17 protein-coding genes and 1 tRNA gene are annotated in these 14,754 nt (G+C 67.1%); 8 read left to right on the top strand and 10 right to left on the bottom strand.

Translation table 11 applies throughout. The features are described from left to right. Window positions 1–22: 22 nt before the first annotated feature. Window positions 23–93, top strand: a tRNA-Gly gene (locus I4Q55_RS02865). Window positions 94–787: 694 nt separating this feature from the next. On the opposite strand, the gene I4Q55_RS02860 is transcribed toward I4Q55_RS02865, so the two are convergent. Continuing rightward, window positions 788–1,411, bottom strand: a complete 624-nt coding sequence (locus tag I4Q55_RS02860; protein WP_242545125.1) for a site-specific integrase — start codon at window positions 1,409–1,411, stop codon at window positions 788–790. A 149-nt stretch (window positions 1,412–1,560) separates the two neighbouring features. Between I4Q55_RS02860 and I4Q55_RS02855 the strand changes: the two genes are divergently transcribed. Both I4Q55_RS02855 and I4Q55_RS48945 read left to right on the top strand, forming a co-directional pair. After that, the gene (locus I4Q55_RS02855; RefSeq protein ID WP_242545124.1) at window positions 1,561–1,959 is read left to right on the top strand and encodes a hypothetical protein; all 399 of its coding nucleotides are present in this window, start codon (window positions 1,561–1,563) and stop codon (window positions 1,957–1,959) included. A 412-nt stretch (window positions 1,960–2,371) separates the two neighbouring features. Continuing rightward, entirely contained in the window at window positions 2,372–2,626 is a 255-nt protein-coding gene (locus I4Q55_RS48945) for an HAD-IA family hydrolase (protein ID WP_307793100.1), read from the top strand. 75 nt (window positions 2,627–2,701) lie between these two features. On the opposite strand, the gene I4Q55_RS02845 is transcribed toward I4Q55_RS48945, so the two are convergent. Next, complete coding sequence (locus I4Q55_RS02845; protein WP_206784395.1) at window positions 2,702–3,469, bottom strand: DpnII family type II restriction endonuclease; 768 nt, start codon at window positions 3,467–3,469, stop codon at window positions 2,702–2,704. A gap of 75 nt (window positions 3,470–3,544) precedes the next feature. Then, window positions 3,545–4,603: a DNA adenine methylase gene (locus tag I4Q55_RS02840; RefSeq protein ID WP_206784394.1), complete on the bottom strand. Its 1,059-nt coding sequence runs from the start codon at window positions 4,601–4,603 to the stop codon at window positions 3,545–3,547. A gap of 333 nt (window positions 4,604–4,936) precedes the next feature. On the opposite strand from I4Q55_RS02840, the gene I4Q55_RS02835 reads away from it, so the two are divergent. Then, window positions 4,937–5,164 carry a hypothetical protein gene (locus I4Q55_RS02835; RefSeq protein ID WP_176173992.1) on the top strand — a complete coding sequence of 76 codons (228 nt, stop codon included), beginning with the start codon at window positions 4,937–4,939 and terminating at the stop codon, window positions 5,162–5,164. Between the two features lie 277 nt (window positions 5,165–5,441). Here the strand turns inward: I4Q55_RS02835 and I4Q55_RS02830 are convergent, their stop codons facing one another. Then, complete coding sequence (locus I4Q55_RS02830; protein ID WP_206784393.1) at window positions 5,442–6,668, bottom strand: RNA polymerase sigma factor; 1,227 nt, start codon at window positions 6,666–6,668, stop codon at window positions 5,442–5,444. Beyond that, the gene (locus I4Q55_RS02825) at window positions 6,665–7,015 is read right to left on the bottom strand and encodes a YciI family protein (protein WP_043787244.1); all 351 of its coding nucleotides are present in this window, start codon (window positions 7,013–7,015) and stop codon (window positions 6,665–6,667) included. The genes I4Q55_RS02830 and I4Q55_RS02825 overlap by 4 nt, the downstream gene beginning before the upstream one ends. Window positions 7,016–7,132: 117 nt before the next feature. Here I4Q55_RS02825 and I4Q55_RS02820 point away from each other — a divergent pair, with 117 nt between their 5' ends. Next, window positions 7,133–8,332, top strand: coding sequence for a cytochrome P450 (locus I4Q55_RS02820; protein WP_242545122.1), 1,200 nt, complete (start codon window positions 7,133–7,135; stop codon window positions 8,330–8,332). On the opposite strand, the gene I4Q55_RS02815 is transcribed toward I4Q55_RS02820, so the two are convergent. Then, window positions 8,329–8,979, bottom strand: a complete 651-nt coding sequence (locus tag I4Q55_RS02815; RefSeq protein ID WP_206784392.1) for a hypothetical protein — start codon at window positions 8,977–8,979, stop codon at window positions 8,329–8,331. The two genes, I4Q55_RS02820 and I4Q55_RS02815, sit on opposite strands and share 4 nt — an antisense overlap. 106 nt (window positions 8,980–9,085) lie before the next feature. On the opposite strand from I4Q55_RS02815, the gene I4Q55_RS02810 reads away from it, so the two are divergent. Both I4Q55_RS02810 and I4Q55_RS02805 read left to right on the top strand, forming a co-directional pair. Beyond that, entirely contained in the window at window positions 9,086–9,463 is a 378-nt protein-coding gene (locus I4Q55_RS02810) for a nitroreductase family deazaflavin-dependent oxidoreductase (RefSeq protein ID WP_206784391.1), read from the top strand. 3 nt (window positions 9,464–9,466) lie between these two features. Continuing rightward, window positions 9,467–9,994: a GNAT family N-acetyltransferase gene (locus I4Q55_RS02805; RefSeq protein ID WP_206784390.1), complete on the top strand. Its 528-nt coding sequence runs from the start codon at window positions 9,467–9,469 to the stop codon at window positions 9,992–9,994. A 72-nt stretch (window positions 9,995–10,066) separates the two neighbouring features. Here the strand turns inward: I4Q55_RS02805 and I4Q55_RS02800 are convergent, their stop codons facing one another. The 3 genes from I4Q55_RS02800 to I4Q55_RS02790 all read right to left on the bottom strand — a co-directional run bounded on the left by I4Q55_RS02800 (window position 10,067) and on the right by I4Q55_RS02790 (window position 13,773). Continuing rightward, window positions 10,067–11,758 carry a bifunctional UDP-sugar hydrolase/5'-nucleotidase gene (locus tag I4Q55_RS02800; RefSeq protein ID WP_206784389.1) on the bottom strand — a complete coding sequence of 564 codons (1,692 nt, stop codon included), beginning with the start codon at window positions 11,756–11,758 and terminating at the stop codon, window positions 10,067–10,069. A gap of 117 nt (window positions 11,759–11,875) precedes the next feature. Next, window positions 11,876–12,655, bottom strand: a complete 780-nt coding sequence (locus tag I4Q55_RS02795) for an alpha/beta fold hydrolase (protein WP_206784388.1) — start codon at window positions 12,653–12,655, stop codon at window positions 11,876–11,878. 38 nt (window positions 12,656–12,693) lie between these two features. After that, window positions 12,694–13,773 carry a Gfo/Idh/MocA family protein gene (locus tag I4Q55_RS02790; RefSeq protein WP_206784387.1) on the bottom strand — a complete coding sequence of 360 codons (1,080 nt, stop codon included), beginning with the start codon at window positions 13,771–13,773 and terminating at the stop codon, window positions 12,694–12,696. A gap of 208 nt (window positions 13,774–13,981) precedes the next feature. On the opposite strand from I4Q55_RS02790, the gene I4Q55_RS02785 reads away from it, so the two are divergent. After that, window positions 13,982–14,608: a VanZ family protein gene (locus I4Q55_RS02785; RefSeq protein WP_206784386.1), complete on the top strand. Its 627-nt coding sequence runs from the start codon at window positions 13,982–13,984 to the stop codon at window positions 14,606–14,608. Here the strand turns inward: I4Q55_RS02785 and I4Q55_RS02780 are convergent. Continuing rightward, entirely contained in the window at window positions 14,549–14,725 is a 177-nt protein-coding gene (locus I4Q55_RS02780) for a hypothetical protein (RefSeq protein ID WP_003058066.1), read from the bottom strand. The genes I4Q55_RS02785 and I4Q55_RS02780 overlap by 60 nt on opposite strands. Between the last annotated feature and the right edge of the window lie 29 nt (window positions 14,726–14,754).

Raw genomic sequence — 14,754 nt, 5'->3', positions numbered from 1 at the left:
CCGTGTATGCTGACGACACACTGCGGATGTAGTTCAATGGTAGAACATCAGCTTCCCAAGCTGAATACGCGGGTTCGATTCCCGTCATCCGCTCTCAGAGAGAAGCCCCAGGTCACACGGTGTCTACTGTGGACCTGGGGCCTTCCGCTAATACCAGCCAGGTTGCTTCACGTGCCATTAGCGTGCCATTGATGTCCAAGCACCCCCAGCAAGGACCCCTGGCGCGTCTCCACGCCCGCCGACAGCAGTGACTCGCCTGGACATCAGCTGCACCCGGGCTCGCGTCCGCGTGAAGCATCGATAAACACCGGGATAGAACTTAAAATAAATTGTCTCTACTTAAATACTGCTGGCAAATTTTAATTCACATGACACATGTCAAGAATAACGCCTCACACCCTCGCCACGCCGCATAAGCCCAGGTCAGACCAGGGTACACGCCAGCCGTCGACAGTTTCACGCCTACGGAGAAGGTTGCCTAATCATCAAGCTACAACAAGGAGGTCATGGTTTTTGGGCAGCCCTCTAGGCTAGGCGCTGACCTTTTTATGGGCATCACCCGGCGGTGGTAATGCTGAAAGACCAGCGTTGAGTGCCGTGATCAGTGCGGCGGCGAGGAGCGCCTCGACTTGGAACGCAGTTGGCGCCGCTGCGAAGCCGCCAGCCACACTGGCTCCCGCAGCCATACCGCTCAGCACCGCGAGGGTCACAGCACGTAGGCGGCGACGCCGCTTCTCACGTGACTGTCGTGACCCCATGGCGCGCAGACTACCAGCTACAACGATCGTTATGCGTCCTTGTCGTCGGACCGCCGTTCAATATCGCCTACCTCTACAGAGTCGGGCGGGGTGCCCCTGCGGTGCCGGTCGACGAGGTCGGACAGCCGGTCGGCGATCTGCCTGTCCGCGTCACTGGTCGCCCGCTGGTAGATCAGCGCCGCCCGCATGTCGTCGTGTCCCATCCGCGCCATCAGGTCCTTGGTCGACGTGCCCGCCTTCGACGCCCAGATGTTTCCGGCGTGCCGGAGATCATGGAAGTGCAGGCCCTTGAGCCCCATCTTCTCCGCGACCTCGGTCCACCTGGTCCGCTGACTGAAATTCGGCCGGCGGACCGCGTGCCCAGCTCGCTCACCAGTGAAGAGCAGCGCGTCCTGCTCCGGCTTGACCCAGGTGTCCAGGTGCCGCAGCAGGTCACGGCGAACCGCCGTCGGAATGATCAACGTCCGGACGCCAGCCCGCGACTTCGGCGGACCGACGACGAGCCCACGACCGGGAACCTCGACCATCGCCCGCGACACCCGCACCCACGACGCGTCCTCGGCCACGTCACACCGACGCAGCGCCGTCACTTCACCCCACCGCAGCGACCCGAACGCGGCGAGCAGAACCAGCGCCCGGAACCGCTCCGGCATCCGACTGGCCAAGTTTCTCCGGCGAAACGCTGCACGGAGTCATCGCCGAGCCACTCGACAAGATCCGCATCGGCCGGCTCCGGCCAGAGTCGATCACTGTCCGCCTGCTGGTCCCGGACCCAACCCAACCGTGGTCCCTTCCGGTCACCGTGGACGAGCACGCCGACAGCCCGCTGTTCCGAAAGCGCGCCGAAGAGATCATGCGGCGTCACACCCTGGCCATAGTCGACTCGGTGACCGAACTCGGCGAACTTGGCCTAGTCAACAAGGCCACCGCGCAGATCCGCGTGCACCCCGCACCGCCGATGTTCAAGCTCTACCTGATCAACAACGAAGAGACGTTCTTCGGCTTCTACCCGATCCGCGAGCACGTCATCAACTTCGGCGGCGAGACCCAGGCGATCTACGACCTCATAGGCAAAGACGCGATCCTCTTCCACCACTCGATCAACGACGACGACACCTCGACCGGCTCGCAGTACGTCAACCAGGCAAAGACCTGGTTCGACAGCCTGTGGAACAGCGTCGCCAAGGACTACCAGCGATGACGGCCGAGGAAATACTCGTCCACGCCCGCGCACTGATGCTCGACTTCGACGGCCCGATCTGCTCCGTCTTCGCAGGCATTCCCGCATCTACGGTCGCCAACCAACTTCGAGACGTACTCGCCGACGGCGGGCACACCGACCTCCCGGAAGCCGTCGCAACGAGCGCCGACCCGTTCGACGTCTTCCGCTACGCCGCCACGCTAGGCGAGGAAGAAGCTCGTTACGTCGAAGCCGCCTTCGCCGCCCATGACGTCGAGGCCATCTCCAGTGCAGCTCCCACAGATGGAGCGCATGAGCTGATCGAGGCATGGCACGAGTCCGGCCGGCCACTTGCAGTCGTTAGCAACAACGGAGTCCCCGCGATCAGCACCTACCTCGATTTTTATAGCCTCCGCTCGTCGATCAACTACATATCCGCGCGGACTGGACCGGACGTTCCCTCCCGAAACCGAGCCCTCATCTTCTATGTCAGGCCACGGCTGCGCTCGAAATTTCGCCAGGCGAGTGCGTATTTATCGGCGATTCACTCTCCGACATGGAGGCCGCCCAAGCAGCAGGCGTCCAGTCAGTCGGCTACGCCAACAAGCCGGGCAAGCACACGCAACTCGCCTCAGTTGGGGCTAGCGCCATTACTGAGGCGCTTGCAGACTTGAAGAGTTTCATCTGACCCTCTGGCGCCCACTTCGTCCTTAGCCTTCTCGTAGTTGCCCGGAAGGTTCAGTTAAGCTCTTAACGTCCGATATTAGATAAGGCCACGCAGCCGCGCTGCCTTTCTTAGATGCTCGCGGAACGCGTCGAACGACGCCAAGCTATACATTCCGTCAATCTGCCTATCAACCCACAGTTGGTGTATGCGCTGAAGATCGGCTCGTCGGCTCTTCCAGCCGATTCCGTCGATGATCGCAATGATAAATTGATGTGGCCTGCGGACATTACCCATGTCCTCCACCTCGCGCACCGCATCAGTGAGCTTGGAGCCTGTTGAATCGAACACTTTCGCAGCGATCGCAATCTCAGCGTTCTGAGCATTCGGAATGACCAAGTCACATGGAGCAGTACGGTTATTGCGTCCTTTAAAACGAGTTCGGGTCTCACAGGCCAATCCGAGCTCTCGGGCGATCGCTTCGATCTCGTCCTCAAGTTTACGCCCCGAGACCCCTGCGCGTTTTGCGATCAGTCGGGTGCCACCACGTGCCACCAGCACGTCACCGAAACTGTAAGTCTCATATAACTGGTCATGCAATAGGTTAATCAGATTGAACTTCGAGTCGAAGTACTTAATCAAGTCCTCCGACTGTGTACGCGCCAAAGTTTGCCAGCCCGCAGTGCCAAACTTGTTGACAAGATTGTTCTTCAAGCGCTCCTGCGTTAAGCCAACAGCCAACCCCAACGCTGGCACCCAATCCGGATGCTCAGAAACCCATTGTACTAGCGAGCTGACAGTCAGTTCATTCAACCCCTCAAGACTTTCTGCCGCCTCCTTGATCTTCTCGCCGTCTTTGGTCACCACGGTGGGATCGGCGTGCTCGCTAAGCGGCCGCAAGGAGGCGATATAGTCCTCGAAGCTAATTATGTCTGACATAGGTCACCGCCCTATGAACAAATACTCCGAAACATCCCGACGCTGTGCGGCCGCGTGCGTACCGAACGAGTATTTGTGATTAATTGGGCGAACCTCCACGTCACTCTTCACTTCGCCAAGCAAGCCAAGAATCGTCTCAGCGTCTGGAACAGCGTTCGATGAGTACGAAAGCACAATCGTTGAATCGGCAAATTTCTTGAATGTGTTCCGAAGTGCCTCAGTGATCGAATGCTTGTAGGCAAAGGGGGTATACCGCTTCTCCAGCTTCTTCGTCCGCGTATCGTGCATGATCTTCTGGCCGCGCCAGTACACCGACAGGCCCTCAAGGAAATGGTAACGCTTGATGTAGTCGTTATCATCACGCGGCGGCGCGTACGGTGGATCAAGATACACCAAGTCAAAGCCCGCCGGATCAATGTCAGCAACATCTCCACACAGAGACCGACATGGCATCTTACTGTTGAATACGACCTTGTTGTACTCGGCGACTCGCTCCCGGAAATGCTCTTTTAGGGACAGACGCAAGTCACGGCGGCCGTCGTCATAACGTAAGTCCGTGAAGGTGAACACCCCGCGTGGCTGCTTGCGCGCGGCGGCTAGCACCAGAGCTGAGATCGCGATCGCCCGCTTGTGACCCGGCAGACTGTCGATGTGCGACCACGCGGAGTCCAGAAAGAGACGGTCCTCCGCGGTGAAGTACAAGCCGTCGAACGTCTCCTGGATAAACCGCCGGCCATCCGCTGGCGGCCCGCAGATGGTGTCCACTTCGGCCCGCGTCAGCTTGACGGTGTGGTTGACCACCGTCGCGCGCGCGATGATCGACGGAAAGTTCAGAAAATCGTTCGACGTAACCTCGAAGCCCATCGCCTTCAGGAGATACGACACGACACCACTGCCGGAGAACGCGTCCAGCGCCGTACGACCGCCAACCTCACGAAACACCTCGGCCAAATGGGGCACCAGCCGATACTTCGACCCCATGTAGCGTAGCCGCGGGAAGTCCCCCAAGCGCGACAAGACCGAATCCGGCACGGCTGGTTGCTCAAGAGTCACGGCAGTCACCGAGTCATCTTGGACCACCCCTGCGGCCTCAACCTCGACACCACGCCGTACTCGTGATCCAGGTCACATTTATCGCCGACTTGTGTCTCACCCTGCACTTACCCGCTGAGCTGCCGAACTTGGCTCTATGGGATCAAGGCACGCCGCCAGCGGCGGCGCGCACGTCACCTGCCGTACCGCGGCCCACCCGCTCGCGGCACGGACGGCCTGCCGCTCCGCTTCGGCCGCCGGGTGGGCCCGCCGCATCGATCGATCGCATAGCGCGCCGCCGCTGGCAGCGATCAGCTCATCGGCCTAGTTACCGCCGACACGCTCGCTGGCAGGGTCGAAGGCATGTCGACCTCTGACCGCTCTGCCGCAGACGCTCACGCCGCAGCAGCACGCCAGGCCATCGAGCAGGGCAAGAGCCAGGCCGATCCGATCAGCCTGGCGACCGCCGAGGCACTCTTGGCGATCTTTCACCAGCTCAAGGACATGGACGACCACTCGATCACGCTCAAGGGTGCAGCCGACCTGACCGACGCCATGTACACCCTCAGCCGCAGGCTCCCAGATCGGTAGACCCACCACCCCGAAGCCGGATCATGACAACGGCCGGTAGCACCGCGTCAAGGCGGGAAAGCGTGCCTTGACCCGGCACCACCGGCCGCGTGCTGGCTTCGTATCGGGGTGATGGGGGAGGTCTGGGTGGGGCTCAGGTCATGCCATTAGCGTGCCATTCAGGCCGGTCAACCAAGGTCAACAGCGGGTACCGCGAGACAACTTCCTCCGCAGGTCAGAGGCACTTTCGGGCATGATCACCCTGGTTCCCAAGCTGAATACGCGGGTTCGATTCCCGTCATCCGCTCTCATCGAAACCCCGGGCATTCCGCCCGGGGTTTTCGTTTTCCATTCTCGCCCGCAAATGCGCCACGTGAGCAGCGGGCAAGCCGGTCTCCTCCGCGCGGGCCAACGCCGGAAAAGCCGACGCGGAACCCAGGCGGTGCAACAACTCCGCCCGCGACGCGTGCCACCACGGATAATCCTCAAGGCCAGGCAACGCGTCCACCAGCGCCAATGCCGCGGCCGGCCCGTCGCGTTCCGCCACCGCGGCCGCGCGGTTCAACCTGACCACCGGTGTGTCCTGGACCGACAACAGCACGTCGTACCAGGAAATCACCGCGTCCCAGTTCGTCTCGGCGTAAGACGGCGCCAGGTCGTGGCAAGCCGCGATAGCCGCCTGGACCACGTACGCGTTCGGCGTCGTCGGTGTCCGGCGCAGTCCGCGGCCCACCAGCTCGACGCCTTCCTTGATCAGCGCCGCGTCCCACAGCGAACGGTCCTGCGCGGACAGCAGTACCGGTGCGCCCGACGCGAAACGGGCCGGGCGGCGGGCGTCCTGCAGCAGCACCAACGCCAGCAAGCCCAGCGCCGTCGGCTCGTCCGGCATCAAGGAAACCAGCAAGCGCGCCAGGCGGACGGCCTCGGCGAGCAACGAAGACCGGCCCGTGTAGCCCTCGTTGAAGATCAGGTACACCGTCGACGCGACACCGGCCAAGCGGGCGGGCAGTTCCTCCGCCGCGGGCACCCGGTACGGGATCCGTGCCTGAGCGATCTTCTGCTTCGCGCGCGTCAGCCGCTTCGCCATCGTCGCTTCCGGGACCAGCAAGGCCCGGGCGACCTCCGCCGTCGACAACCCGCCCAATGTCCGGAGCGCCAGCGCCACCTGGGCTTCCAGCGACAACGCCGGATGGCAGCACGTGAAGACCAGCCGCAGCAGGTCGTCGCGGACCGAAACCGGGTCCGGGTGCGGGTCGACCGCCGGCATCGCCACCGCCTCCTTGCCCTGCCGCTTGGCTTCGCGGCGGACCACGTCCACCGCGCGGTGGCGGGCCGCGACCAGCAGCCAGCCGCGGGGGTTGGCGGGGACGCCGTCGCGCGGCCACGTCTCCAGTGCGCGCACGACGGCGTCCTGGACCGCGTCCTCGGCCAGGTCGACGCTGCCGGTGACGCGGACCAGCGTGGCCAGCACCCCGGTGCCCTCGTCCCGGACCAGCCGCGCGACCGCGTCCCCGGCGCCGGTCACTTGCCGAAGTCGACGACCGGCCGGACCTCGATCGCGCCGTCCCAGGCGCCCGGGATGCGCGCCGCGACCTTGACCGCCTCGTCGAGGTCGGCGCATTCAAGCAGGTAGAAGCCGGTCAAGGCTTCCTTCGTCTCCGCGTACGGGCCGTCGCTGGTGACGATGTCGCCGCCCTTGCCGCCGGTGACGCGGACCGTCGTCGCGGTCGCCGTCGGGTACAGGGCCGCGCCGCCTCTGATCACCGCGGCCGCTCCCGCCCCGAACTCGTCGTAGTCCTTCATCATGTCCGTGGCCTCGGGCGTGGTCGGGTCGATGTCCGTGGCGTAGATGATCGCGGCGTACTTGGGCATGAGGTGCTCCTCGCTGTCCTGACCGGCGCCGGTCGCCGGCTCTCACTGTAAGGACGAACGGGCGAAGCCGCGCCGGGACACTTGTCGCGGAGAAAGTCCGGCGGGCAGGGTGAACGCATGGGAGAGCCCGCGCTGTTCGGTCCGGACTTCGACCGCGACCCTTCACCCGCCTACGCCTGGCTGCGCGAACGACCGCCGCACCGGCTCACCTTTCCCACCGGCACCTGGGCCTGGCTGATCACGCGGTACGCCGACGCCGTGACAGCGCTCAACCACCCCGCCCTGGTCAAGAGCCCCGCCGCCGGCAACGAAGAGTGGCAGCGCTCGGGCATGGGCCTGCCGCTCGACCACCGGCCGTCGCTCGCGTCGCACATGATCAACGCCGATCCGCCCGAGCACACCCGGCTGCGACGCGCCTGCGCCGGCGCGTTCGGCCCGCGCCGGATGCAGGACCTGCGCGAGCGCGCCCAGCAGGTGACCGACGAACTCGTCGACGCCGTCGAAGCACGCGGCCACGGCGATCTCGTCACCGACCTCGCCTACCCGCTGCCGATCGCGATCATCTGCGACCTGCTCGGTGTGCCCGAGTCCTACCGCGAGGACGTGCACGAATGGTCGCTCGTCATCGACTCGGCCGACGACACCGACGGCGCCAAGGTCCGCGAAGCCACCGACGTGCTGGAACGGCTGGTCACCGAGGTCGTCGACGCCAAGCGCGCGACGCGGGGCGCCGACCTGATCAGCGACCTCGTCGCCCAGGAAGCCACCGGCACGCTCTCCGCGGACGAGGTGACGTCGACGGCGTTCCTCATCCTGATCGGCGGCCACGAGACGACCGTCGGGCTCATCGCGACCGGCGCGCTCGCCCTGCTGACGCACCCGGACGAAGCAGCGAAGGCACGTCAGGACCCGCGGCACCGCGCCGCCGTCATCGAGGAGACGCTCCGGCTGCACGCGCCGCTGCAGAACGCGACCTGGCGATTCCCCACCGAGGACGTCGAGATCGGCGGCCGGGTCATGCGGCCCGGCGACCCCGTCCTCGTCTCGGTGCTGGCCGCCAACCGGGATCCCGCGGCGTTCGACGACGCCGGCGCCTTCCGGCCGGGACACCGCGGAACCGAACGGCGGCACATCGCGTTCGGCGCCGGGCCGCACCTGTGCATCGGCGCGGCCCTGGCCCGGCTGCAGGCCGACGTCGCTTTCGAAACCCTGCTCCACCGCCTGCCGAAAGCCCGGCTCACGGTCCCCGAGGAGGAACTCACCTGGTGGCCGAGCCCGATCACGCGCGGGCTCTTCCACCTGCCGATCGAGGTTTAACCCTCGACGAGCTCCCAGTCGGAGTCCGGCGTCGCGCGGTCGTACACCTGGCCGGGCGCGGCCTTCAACACCGAACGCACGTCCGGGTACAGGTTCGCCACATGCTCCAGCTCCAGGCCCTCGACCTCGAAGTCCTCCGCCTCCGGGACCTCGAAGCCGACGAACAGCCAGGTGCCGTCCTGCTCGCGGACGACCTGGCGAACCGCGCGCACCGGCTGCTGCGGGCCGGTCGGGATCTCGGTGAGACCGGTGCTGATCTGGGCTTCGTCGTCCGGCGAGCCCTCGTACTCCCAGGCCGCGCGGCGCTGGGCCAGCAGCCGGACGTCCTCGTCCTCGTCGTCGGAGCCGGTCACCGACGAGAGCAGCCACGTGCGGCGCTCCGGGTCCCAGTCGGCGGCCATCCCGGTCGGGAGGTCCGCCAGCGCGCCCAGCTGCGGCAGCAGCTCGACGGCTTCGCGCAGCGACATCTTGCCGAAGCTCTCGCGGTTGACCTGCACGTCGTCGGACAGCTCGGTGCCGTCGCTGATGAACCAGTCGTCCTCGTCGTCCAAGACGACGAAGCCCAGCGCGTCGGGGTCGTTCACCAGGGCCAGCGCGATGATGACCGGCCCTTCCGGGTCCTGGCGCAGCGGCCATTCGGTCGACATGCGCCTTATCCCACCATCGGCGCGGTGCGGCCGGGGAGCCGGGGTCACCCGATCGATTAATTCATCGAGTGTTGATTTCTTGTCCCCGCGGGCCCATCATGAGCGCATGGTGCTCTCCAAACGGGTCGCCCGCTTCAACCGCGTCGCGACCAACCAAGTGCTCCGGCACGTCGCCGGCTGGGCGCCCGGCTTCGCCATGGTCGTCCACAAGGGACGGAAGTCCGGCCGCGAGTTCCGCACGCCGGTCAACGTGTTCCGCACGAAGGACGGCTTCGTCGTCGCCCTGACCTACGGGCCCGGCGCCGACTGGGTGCGGAACGTGCTGGCCGCCGGCGGCTGCACCCTGGTGACCCGGCGGAAAAATATCCAGGTGCGCGGCGCCGAGCTCGTGCACGATGATGCACGGCGGGCCATGCCGGTCCCGATCCGGCAGGTCCTCGGCTTGCTGGATGTCAACGACTTTCTGCTGTTGAAACGGGAGTAGCGAATGCTCGAGGGGGAACTCGTCCGGCTGCGTGCCATCGAACCGGAGGAAGCGGACCTGATCTATGACTGGGTACACGACCCCGAGGTCGGCCGCTGGATGGTCAACGACCACCCGCGCTCGCGCGCCCAGATCCGCAAGCGCTGCGAGGAACGCCCGGTCAACAAGTACGAACTGGTCGTGCTCGGCATCGAGACGAAGGCCGACGGCAAGCTGATCGGCGTCGTCGACCTGCGCGACGCCATACCCGAGATCGGCAACGCCGAGCTGGACATCTACATCGGCGACGCCGAACACCGCAACGGCGGTTACGGCACCGACGCCATGCGCGTGATGTGCCGCTACGGCTTCGACACCATGCGCCTGCACATGATCACGCTCTGGGTGGTCGCCGAAAACGAGCGCGCCCGGCACGTCTACCGGAAGGTCGGCTTCTCCGAAGACGGCCGGCACCGCGAGGCCTTCGTCGGCGAAGGCGGCCGCCGCCACGACATGATCCTGATGAGCCTGCTCAAGGGCGAACTGAAGTAAGGCCGCGCCCCACGGGCTACCTTACGTCCGCCGGCCCCGCCGGGTTCCGGCGGCGCGGCCTTACCGCCGGGCCTACGGCAGGCGGGTGATCCGGTCCGCCGCGGGCGGGGCCAGGTTCGGGTGCGCGCCCAGGTAGGCGATCAGCGCGTCGAGGTCCACCGGGCCGCCGGCGATGTCGGTGCCCTTGGTGAACTCGGTGAAGCCGTCCCCGCCGGCGGCGAGGAAGTTGTTCACCGACACGCGGTACGACGCCGCCGGGTCGACCGGCGTGCCGTTGATCGTGATGCCCGAGACCCGCGAACCCTGCGGCGCGGACGCCGAGTAGCTGTAGCGCAGCGAGCTGGAAATCTGCAGGATGCGCGTCACCGTGCCCTGCCACTGCTGCTCCAGCACGTTCTTCAGGTTCGCGCCGGTCAGCGTGATCGTCTGCATGATGTTCGCGAACGGCTGGACGGTGAACGCCTCGCCGTAGGTCACGACGCCGTCGCCTTCGCCGTTCGCGGACGACTTGTACGTCAGGTCGGCGCGGATGCCGCCCGGGTTGGTGATCGCGACGACCGCGTTGTTCGACTGCGTGCCCGCGAGCTGCGCGTCGGCGATGACGTCGCCGAGCGGCGACTCGCCGGCCGCGTTGCCCGCCGCCGGCAGGTCGGCGGTGATGGTGCCGACCTGCCGGTTCGCGATCGGCGCGGCCTTCGTCTTGGCGTCGGCGATCAACGCGGCCACGGCCGGGTCCGGGGTGACCGTGCGGGTGACGATCTCGTTGAACGCCTTGGTCTGCGTCCGCACGACGTCGCGCGTCTTCAGGTTGATCTTCAGGTCCACCACGGACAGCAGTCGGCCGAACGACGCGCCCTGGATGACCGTGCGCGGCTGGCCGGCCGGGTCGGTGATGACGCAGTTGTACTGCTGGTGGCTGTGGCCGGTGAAGATCGCGTCGACCTTCGGGGACACCGCCTTGGCGATCGCGGTCGCCGGGCCGGGCAGGGTCTTGCAGTCGTTCGGACCGGCGGCCTCGGTGTTGTCGCCCTGGTGCAGCAGCACGACCTGGGACTTGACGCCGAAGAAGTCGAGCAGGTTCGCGGTGCGGTTGATCGCCTCGACCTCGTCGCCGAACTTCAGGCCCTTGATGGCTTCCGGCGTGACGACGGTCGGCAGGTCCTTCAGCGTGGCGCCGATGACGCCGACCGGCACGCCGCCGGAGAACTTCACGGTGAACGGCAACAGCGCGGGCAGGCCGTTGGTGAAGTACACATTGGACCCGAGGAACGGGAAGTCCGCACCCTCGAACGTCTTGCCGAACTGGCAGCCGTCGGTCGGGTGGCAGCCGCCGGACTGCATGCGCTGCAGTTCCCGGTACCCCTCGTCGAACTCGTGGTTCCCGACGACGGACGCGCTCACGCCGAGTTGGTTGAGGAAGTCGATGGTCGGCTCGTCGTGGAACAGCGCGGAGATCACCGGCGACGCGCCGACGTTGTCCCCGGCGGACAAGACGAGCGAGTTGCGCGCCTGCGAGCGGAGCGCCTTCACGTGCGTCGCCAGGTACGCGGCACCCCCGGCGTCCACAGTGGTCCCGTCGGACTGCCGCACGCGGCCGCTCGAACCGGACGGCGGCTCGAGGTTCCCGTGGAAGTCGTTGAACGTGATGATCCGGACGTCGGTCGTGGGGTCCGGGCGCTGGCCCGCGGACGCGGGTGCGGTGGTCACCGCCGTCGTCGCCAGCGCGGCCGCGGCGAACACCGCGAGCCGGGTCGAAAGCCTCATGAGTGTTTCTTCCTCCGATTCGCGCCCAAGGTCCCCGAACGGGCGCACGGCGGAGGATTCTGCCTGGCGAAGCAGTCACCTACCAGGGTCAAACGACGGACGTGAAGGGAATGTCACCTAACAGCTTCCGTCGAGCAGCACCCGCGCCACCAGGTCCGGGTCGTCGTTCATCGGCACGTGCCCGCAGCCCGGCAGCAGCCGGAAGGTCCCGTCCGGTGCGACTTTCCGCAGGTCGGCGACGCGTGGCCGGGCGAGGATCCGGTCGTGCTCGGCCCAGGCGATGGTCACCGGCACGCCGGTGACCGGCCCGGTGAAGCGGAACCCGCCCCGGGACTGGGCGGCGGTGGGCTCGAACCCGGGCGCGGTGGCGAGCGCGCGGGCGTCCTCGACGACGGCTTCCGGCGTGAGCAGCTCCGGCCGTCCGACGATCAGCCCGGTCAGGGCCCGGCGTCCGGACGAGCTCGCGGCGATGCGGCGCACGACGTGCGGCGGCGTGCGCTGCGCGAGCGCGCGGTGGGCCTTGAGCGTGGCGATCGCGTAGATCTTCTGGGTCCGGTTCCACAGCCCGGCCGGCGACAACGCCGTGACGCTGCGGACCAGGCCGGCCTGGCCCAGCGCCAGCGACAGCAGGCCGCCGAGCGAGTTGCCGGCGACGTGCGGCCGGTCGAGCCCGAGGTCGGTGAAGAGCTCCTTGAACATCACCAGCGCGGGCTCGATGCCGTATCCGCCGGCCGGCTCTGGCGACTCGCCGAAGCCGGGCAGGTCGACGGCGATGACGTCACGATGGGCGGTGAGCAGCGGAAACACCGGCGCCCACGCCTGACGGCGGTGGCCGATGCCGTGGATCAGCACCAGCGGCTCGCCGCGGCCCGCGCGGTCGTAGACAACGTCGTCCATGACCCGAGGGTAACGGAATCTGCGACCGCCGGTAACAGTTACTTTGCGTCCAGTTCGATCCGGGTGCCGCCGTCCGCCGACCGCTGGACGGCGTCGAGCACCCGGTGCACTCCCACGGCGTGCGCGAAGTCCGGCAGGTCGCCCTTGAGGTGCCGGGCGTAGGCGTGCGCGACGTTGTACGACGGCTCGGCGCTGCGGCCGGCCAGCTGCGGCAGCTCGTACCGCGCGGGCACGGTCAGCTTCTCCAGCGTGCCGGTGCGGCTGCCGCGGAGCGTCAGCTTCGCGATCCAGAACAGCGGGTCCGCGGCCTCGACGACCAGCGTGCCCTCGGTGCCGTTGATCTCCCAGTGGAAGTCCGTGGCCGGCGACGTCCCGCCGCGCACGTGCAGCGACGCGACCGCGCCCCCGGCCAGCACGCCGGTGACGGCGATCTGGTCCGGCGCGGTCATCTCGACGGACTCGCCGGTGACCTCGTCGCGCACCCGCGGCCGGACGGTCGCCATCGTCGCCGAGAGCTCGGCGAAACCGCCGAGGACCATCGCCAGCGCGTCGACGGTGTGCGCGAACGGGATGGTCAGCATCGTGGCCCCGCCCGCGGGGTGCAGCTGGTAGTCGCGGCCGGCCCGCACGCTCGGCCCCCAGTTGGCGCCCGAAGCGATCAGCGACGTCGACAGCACGCGGCCGACGTAGCCGTCCTTGATGAGGTCGCGCAGGTAGCGCAACGCCGGCGCCGACCGCCCCTGCAGGCCGACCGCGGTCGTCCGGTCCCGGGCGGCTTCGGCGAGCGCCTCGGTTTCGGCAAGGCTCACGCCCAGCGGCCATTCGCTGAGCACCTGCTTGCCCGCGGCCAGCGCGGGCTCGATCAGCGCCCGGTGCTGCGGCACCTTCACGGCGACCACCACGAGGTCGACCTCCGGGTGCCGGGCGAGCTCGCCGGCGTCGCCGAAGGTCAGCGGCACGCCGTACTTCTCCCCGGCCACCCGTGCCGTCTCCGCGCTGCTCCCGGCGAGCGCGCGGAGTTCGTAGCCGTCCACCGCGGCCAGCGCGGGCACGTGCGCGGTCGCGGCCCAGCCGCCGTTCGCGCTGAGCCCGACGATGCCCACCCGGACCGGTGCCATGAGCGTTCCTTTCGTTACCCGCTAAGACTTCGACGTGCCGAGCGTCGTGCTCATTCCCGTATCGGCGCAAGCCGCATCCGGTTACGACGGCATGACTTCGATCACCCACGGGTCGCCGATCGGCCGTGCGCGGGTCGGCCGAGTGGCCGATGAAGGCGAGCTCATCGACCGAAGCGGTACCCCGGGCAAGATCCATAACGTCGGTGGCATGACGAACGCACAGGTCACCGCCCTGCAGTACGGCTTCATCGCCTTCCTCGCGCTGTGGTCCGTGGTGCTGGTGCCGCAGCTGATCACCCAGCTCGCCCGGCACGGCGGCCTGCGGCTGCGCGGGATTGCCTCGACGGCGGCGGTGCTGCTCTACGGCTGCATGACGCTCGCGGTCGTCTTCCTGCCGCTGCCGGGCCCCGGCACCCGCCGGCTCGCCCAGACCGTGCAGCTGCACCCGTTCCAGTGGATCGCCGACATCCACACGGAGCTGCTCAAGCACGGCGGCACCTGGTTCATGACGCAGACGTTCCAGCAGGCGTGCCTCAACGTGCTGCTGTTCGTGCCGCTCGGGGTGTTCGCGCGGATCCTCTGGCGCCGCGGCCTGACCGGCACCGCGCTGATCGGCTTCACGGCGTCACTGCTCATCGAGGTCACGCAGCTCACGGCGAACTTCGGCACGGCGCCGTACGTCTACCGCATCTTCGACGTCGACGACCTCATGAACAACACCTTCGGCGCCGTGGTCGGCTGGGTGTTCGGGGCGCTGCTGCTGGCTCTCCTGCGTTCACCGGTCGACGTGCAGCCGGCCCGGCGCGAGCGGGTCCACCTCGCCGAGACGCGCTAGCCGGGCTTTCCGTTGCAGGGCGGCTCGCTTGGCGGCCCGCCGGTCTTCCAGGACCACGACGAGCGCGGCAACGGCCAGGACCAGCGCGACCAGCCCGAGGACGATCGGAAGCTGCACGAAATCCTCCTCGGTACGGCGCTGTGCGG

Source organism: Amycolatopsis sp. MtRt-6, from assembly GCF_017308975.1.
Lineage (GTDB): Bacteria > Actinomycetota > Actinomycetes > Mycobacteriales > Pseudonocardiaceae > Amycolatopsis.
The sequence above is the reverse complement of the archived record's forward strand: the minus strand, read 5'-3'. Positions and strand labels throughout refer to the sequence as shown.

Excerpts from the sequence above, each read along its gene's own strand:
- I4Q55_RS02860 (WP_242545125.1), bottom strand. The coding sequence starts at position 1,411 with ATGCCGGAGCGGTTCCGGGCGCTGGTTCTGCTCGCCGCGTTCGGGTCG.
- I4Q55_RS02835 (WP_176173992.1), top strand. The coding sequence starts at position 4,937 with ATGTCGACCTCTGACCGCTCTGCCGCAGACGCTCACGCCGCAGCAGCA.
- I4Q55_RS02825 (WP_043787244.1), bottom strand. The coding sequence starts at position 7,015 with ATGCCCAAGTACGCCGCGATCATCTACGCCACGGACATCGACCCGACC.
- I4Q55_RS02820 (WP_242545122.1), top strand. The coding sequence starts at position 7,133 with ATGGGAGAGCCCGCGCTGTTCGGTCCGGACTTCGACCGCGACCCTTCA.
- I4Q55_RS02815 (WP_206784392.1), bottom strand. The coding sequence starts at position 8,979 with ATGTCGACCGAATGGCCGCTGCGCCAGGACCCGGAAGGGCCGGTCATC.
- I4Q55_RS02810 (WP_206784391.1), top strand. The coding sequence starts at position 9,086 with ATGGTGCTCTCCAAACGGGTCGCCCGCTTCAACCGCGTCGCGACCAAC.
- I4Q55_RS02805 (WP_206784390.1), top strand. The coding sequence starts at position 9,467 with ATGCTCGAGGGGGAACTCGTCCGGCTGCGTGCCATCGAACCGGAGGAA.
- I4Q55_RS02800 (WP_206784389.1), bottom strand. The coding sequence starts at position 11,758 with ATGAGGCTTTCGACCCGGCTCGCGGTGTTCGCCGCGGCCGCGCTGGCG.
- I4Q55_RS02795 (WP_206784388.1), bottom strand. The coding sequence starts at position 12,655 with ATGGACGACGTTGTCTACGACCGCGCGGGCCGCGGCGAGCCGCTGGTG.
- I4Q55_RS02790 (WP_206784387.1), bottom strand. The coding sequence starts at position 13,773 with ATGGCACCGGTCCGGGTGGGCATCGTCGGGCTCAGCGCGAACGGCGGC.
- I4Q55_RS02785 (WP_206784386.1), top strand. The coding sequence starts at position 13,982 with ATGACGAACGCACAGGTCACCGCCCTGCAGTACGGCTTCATCGCCTTC.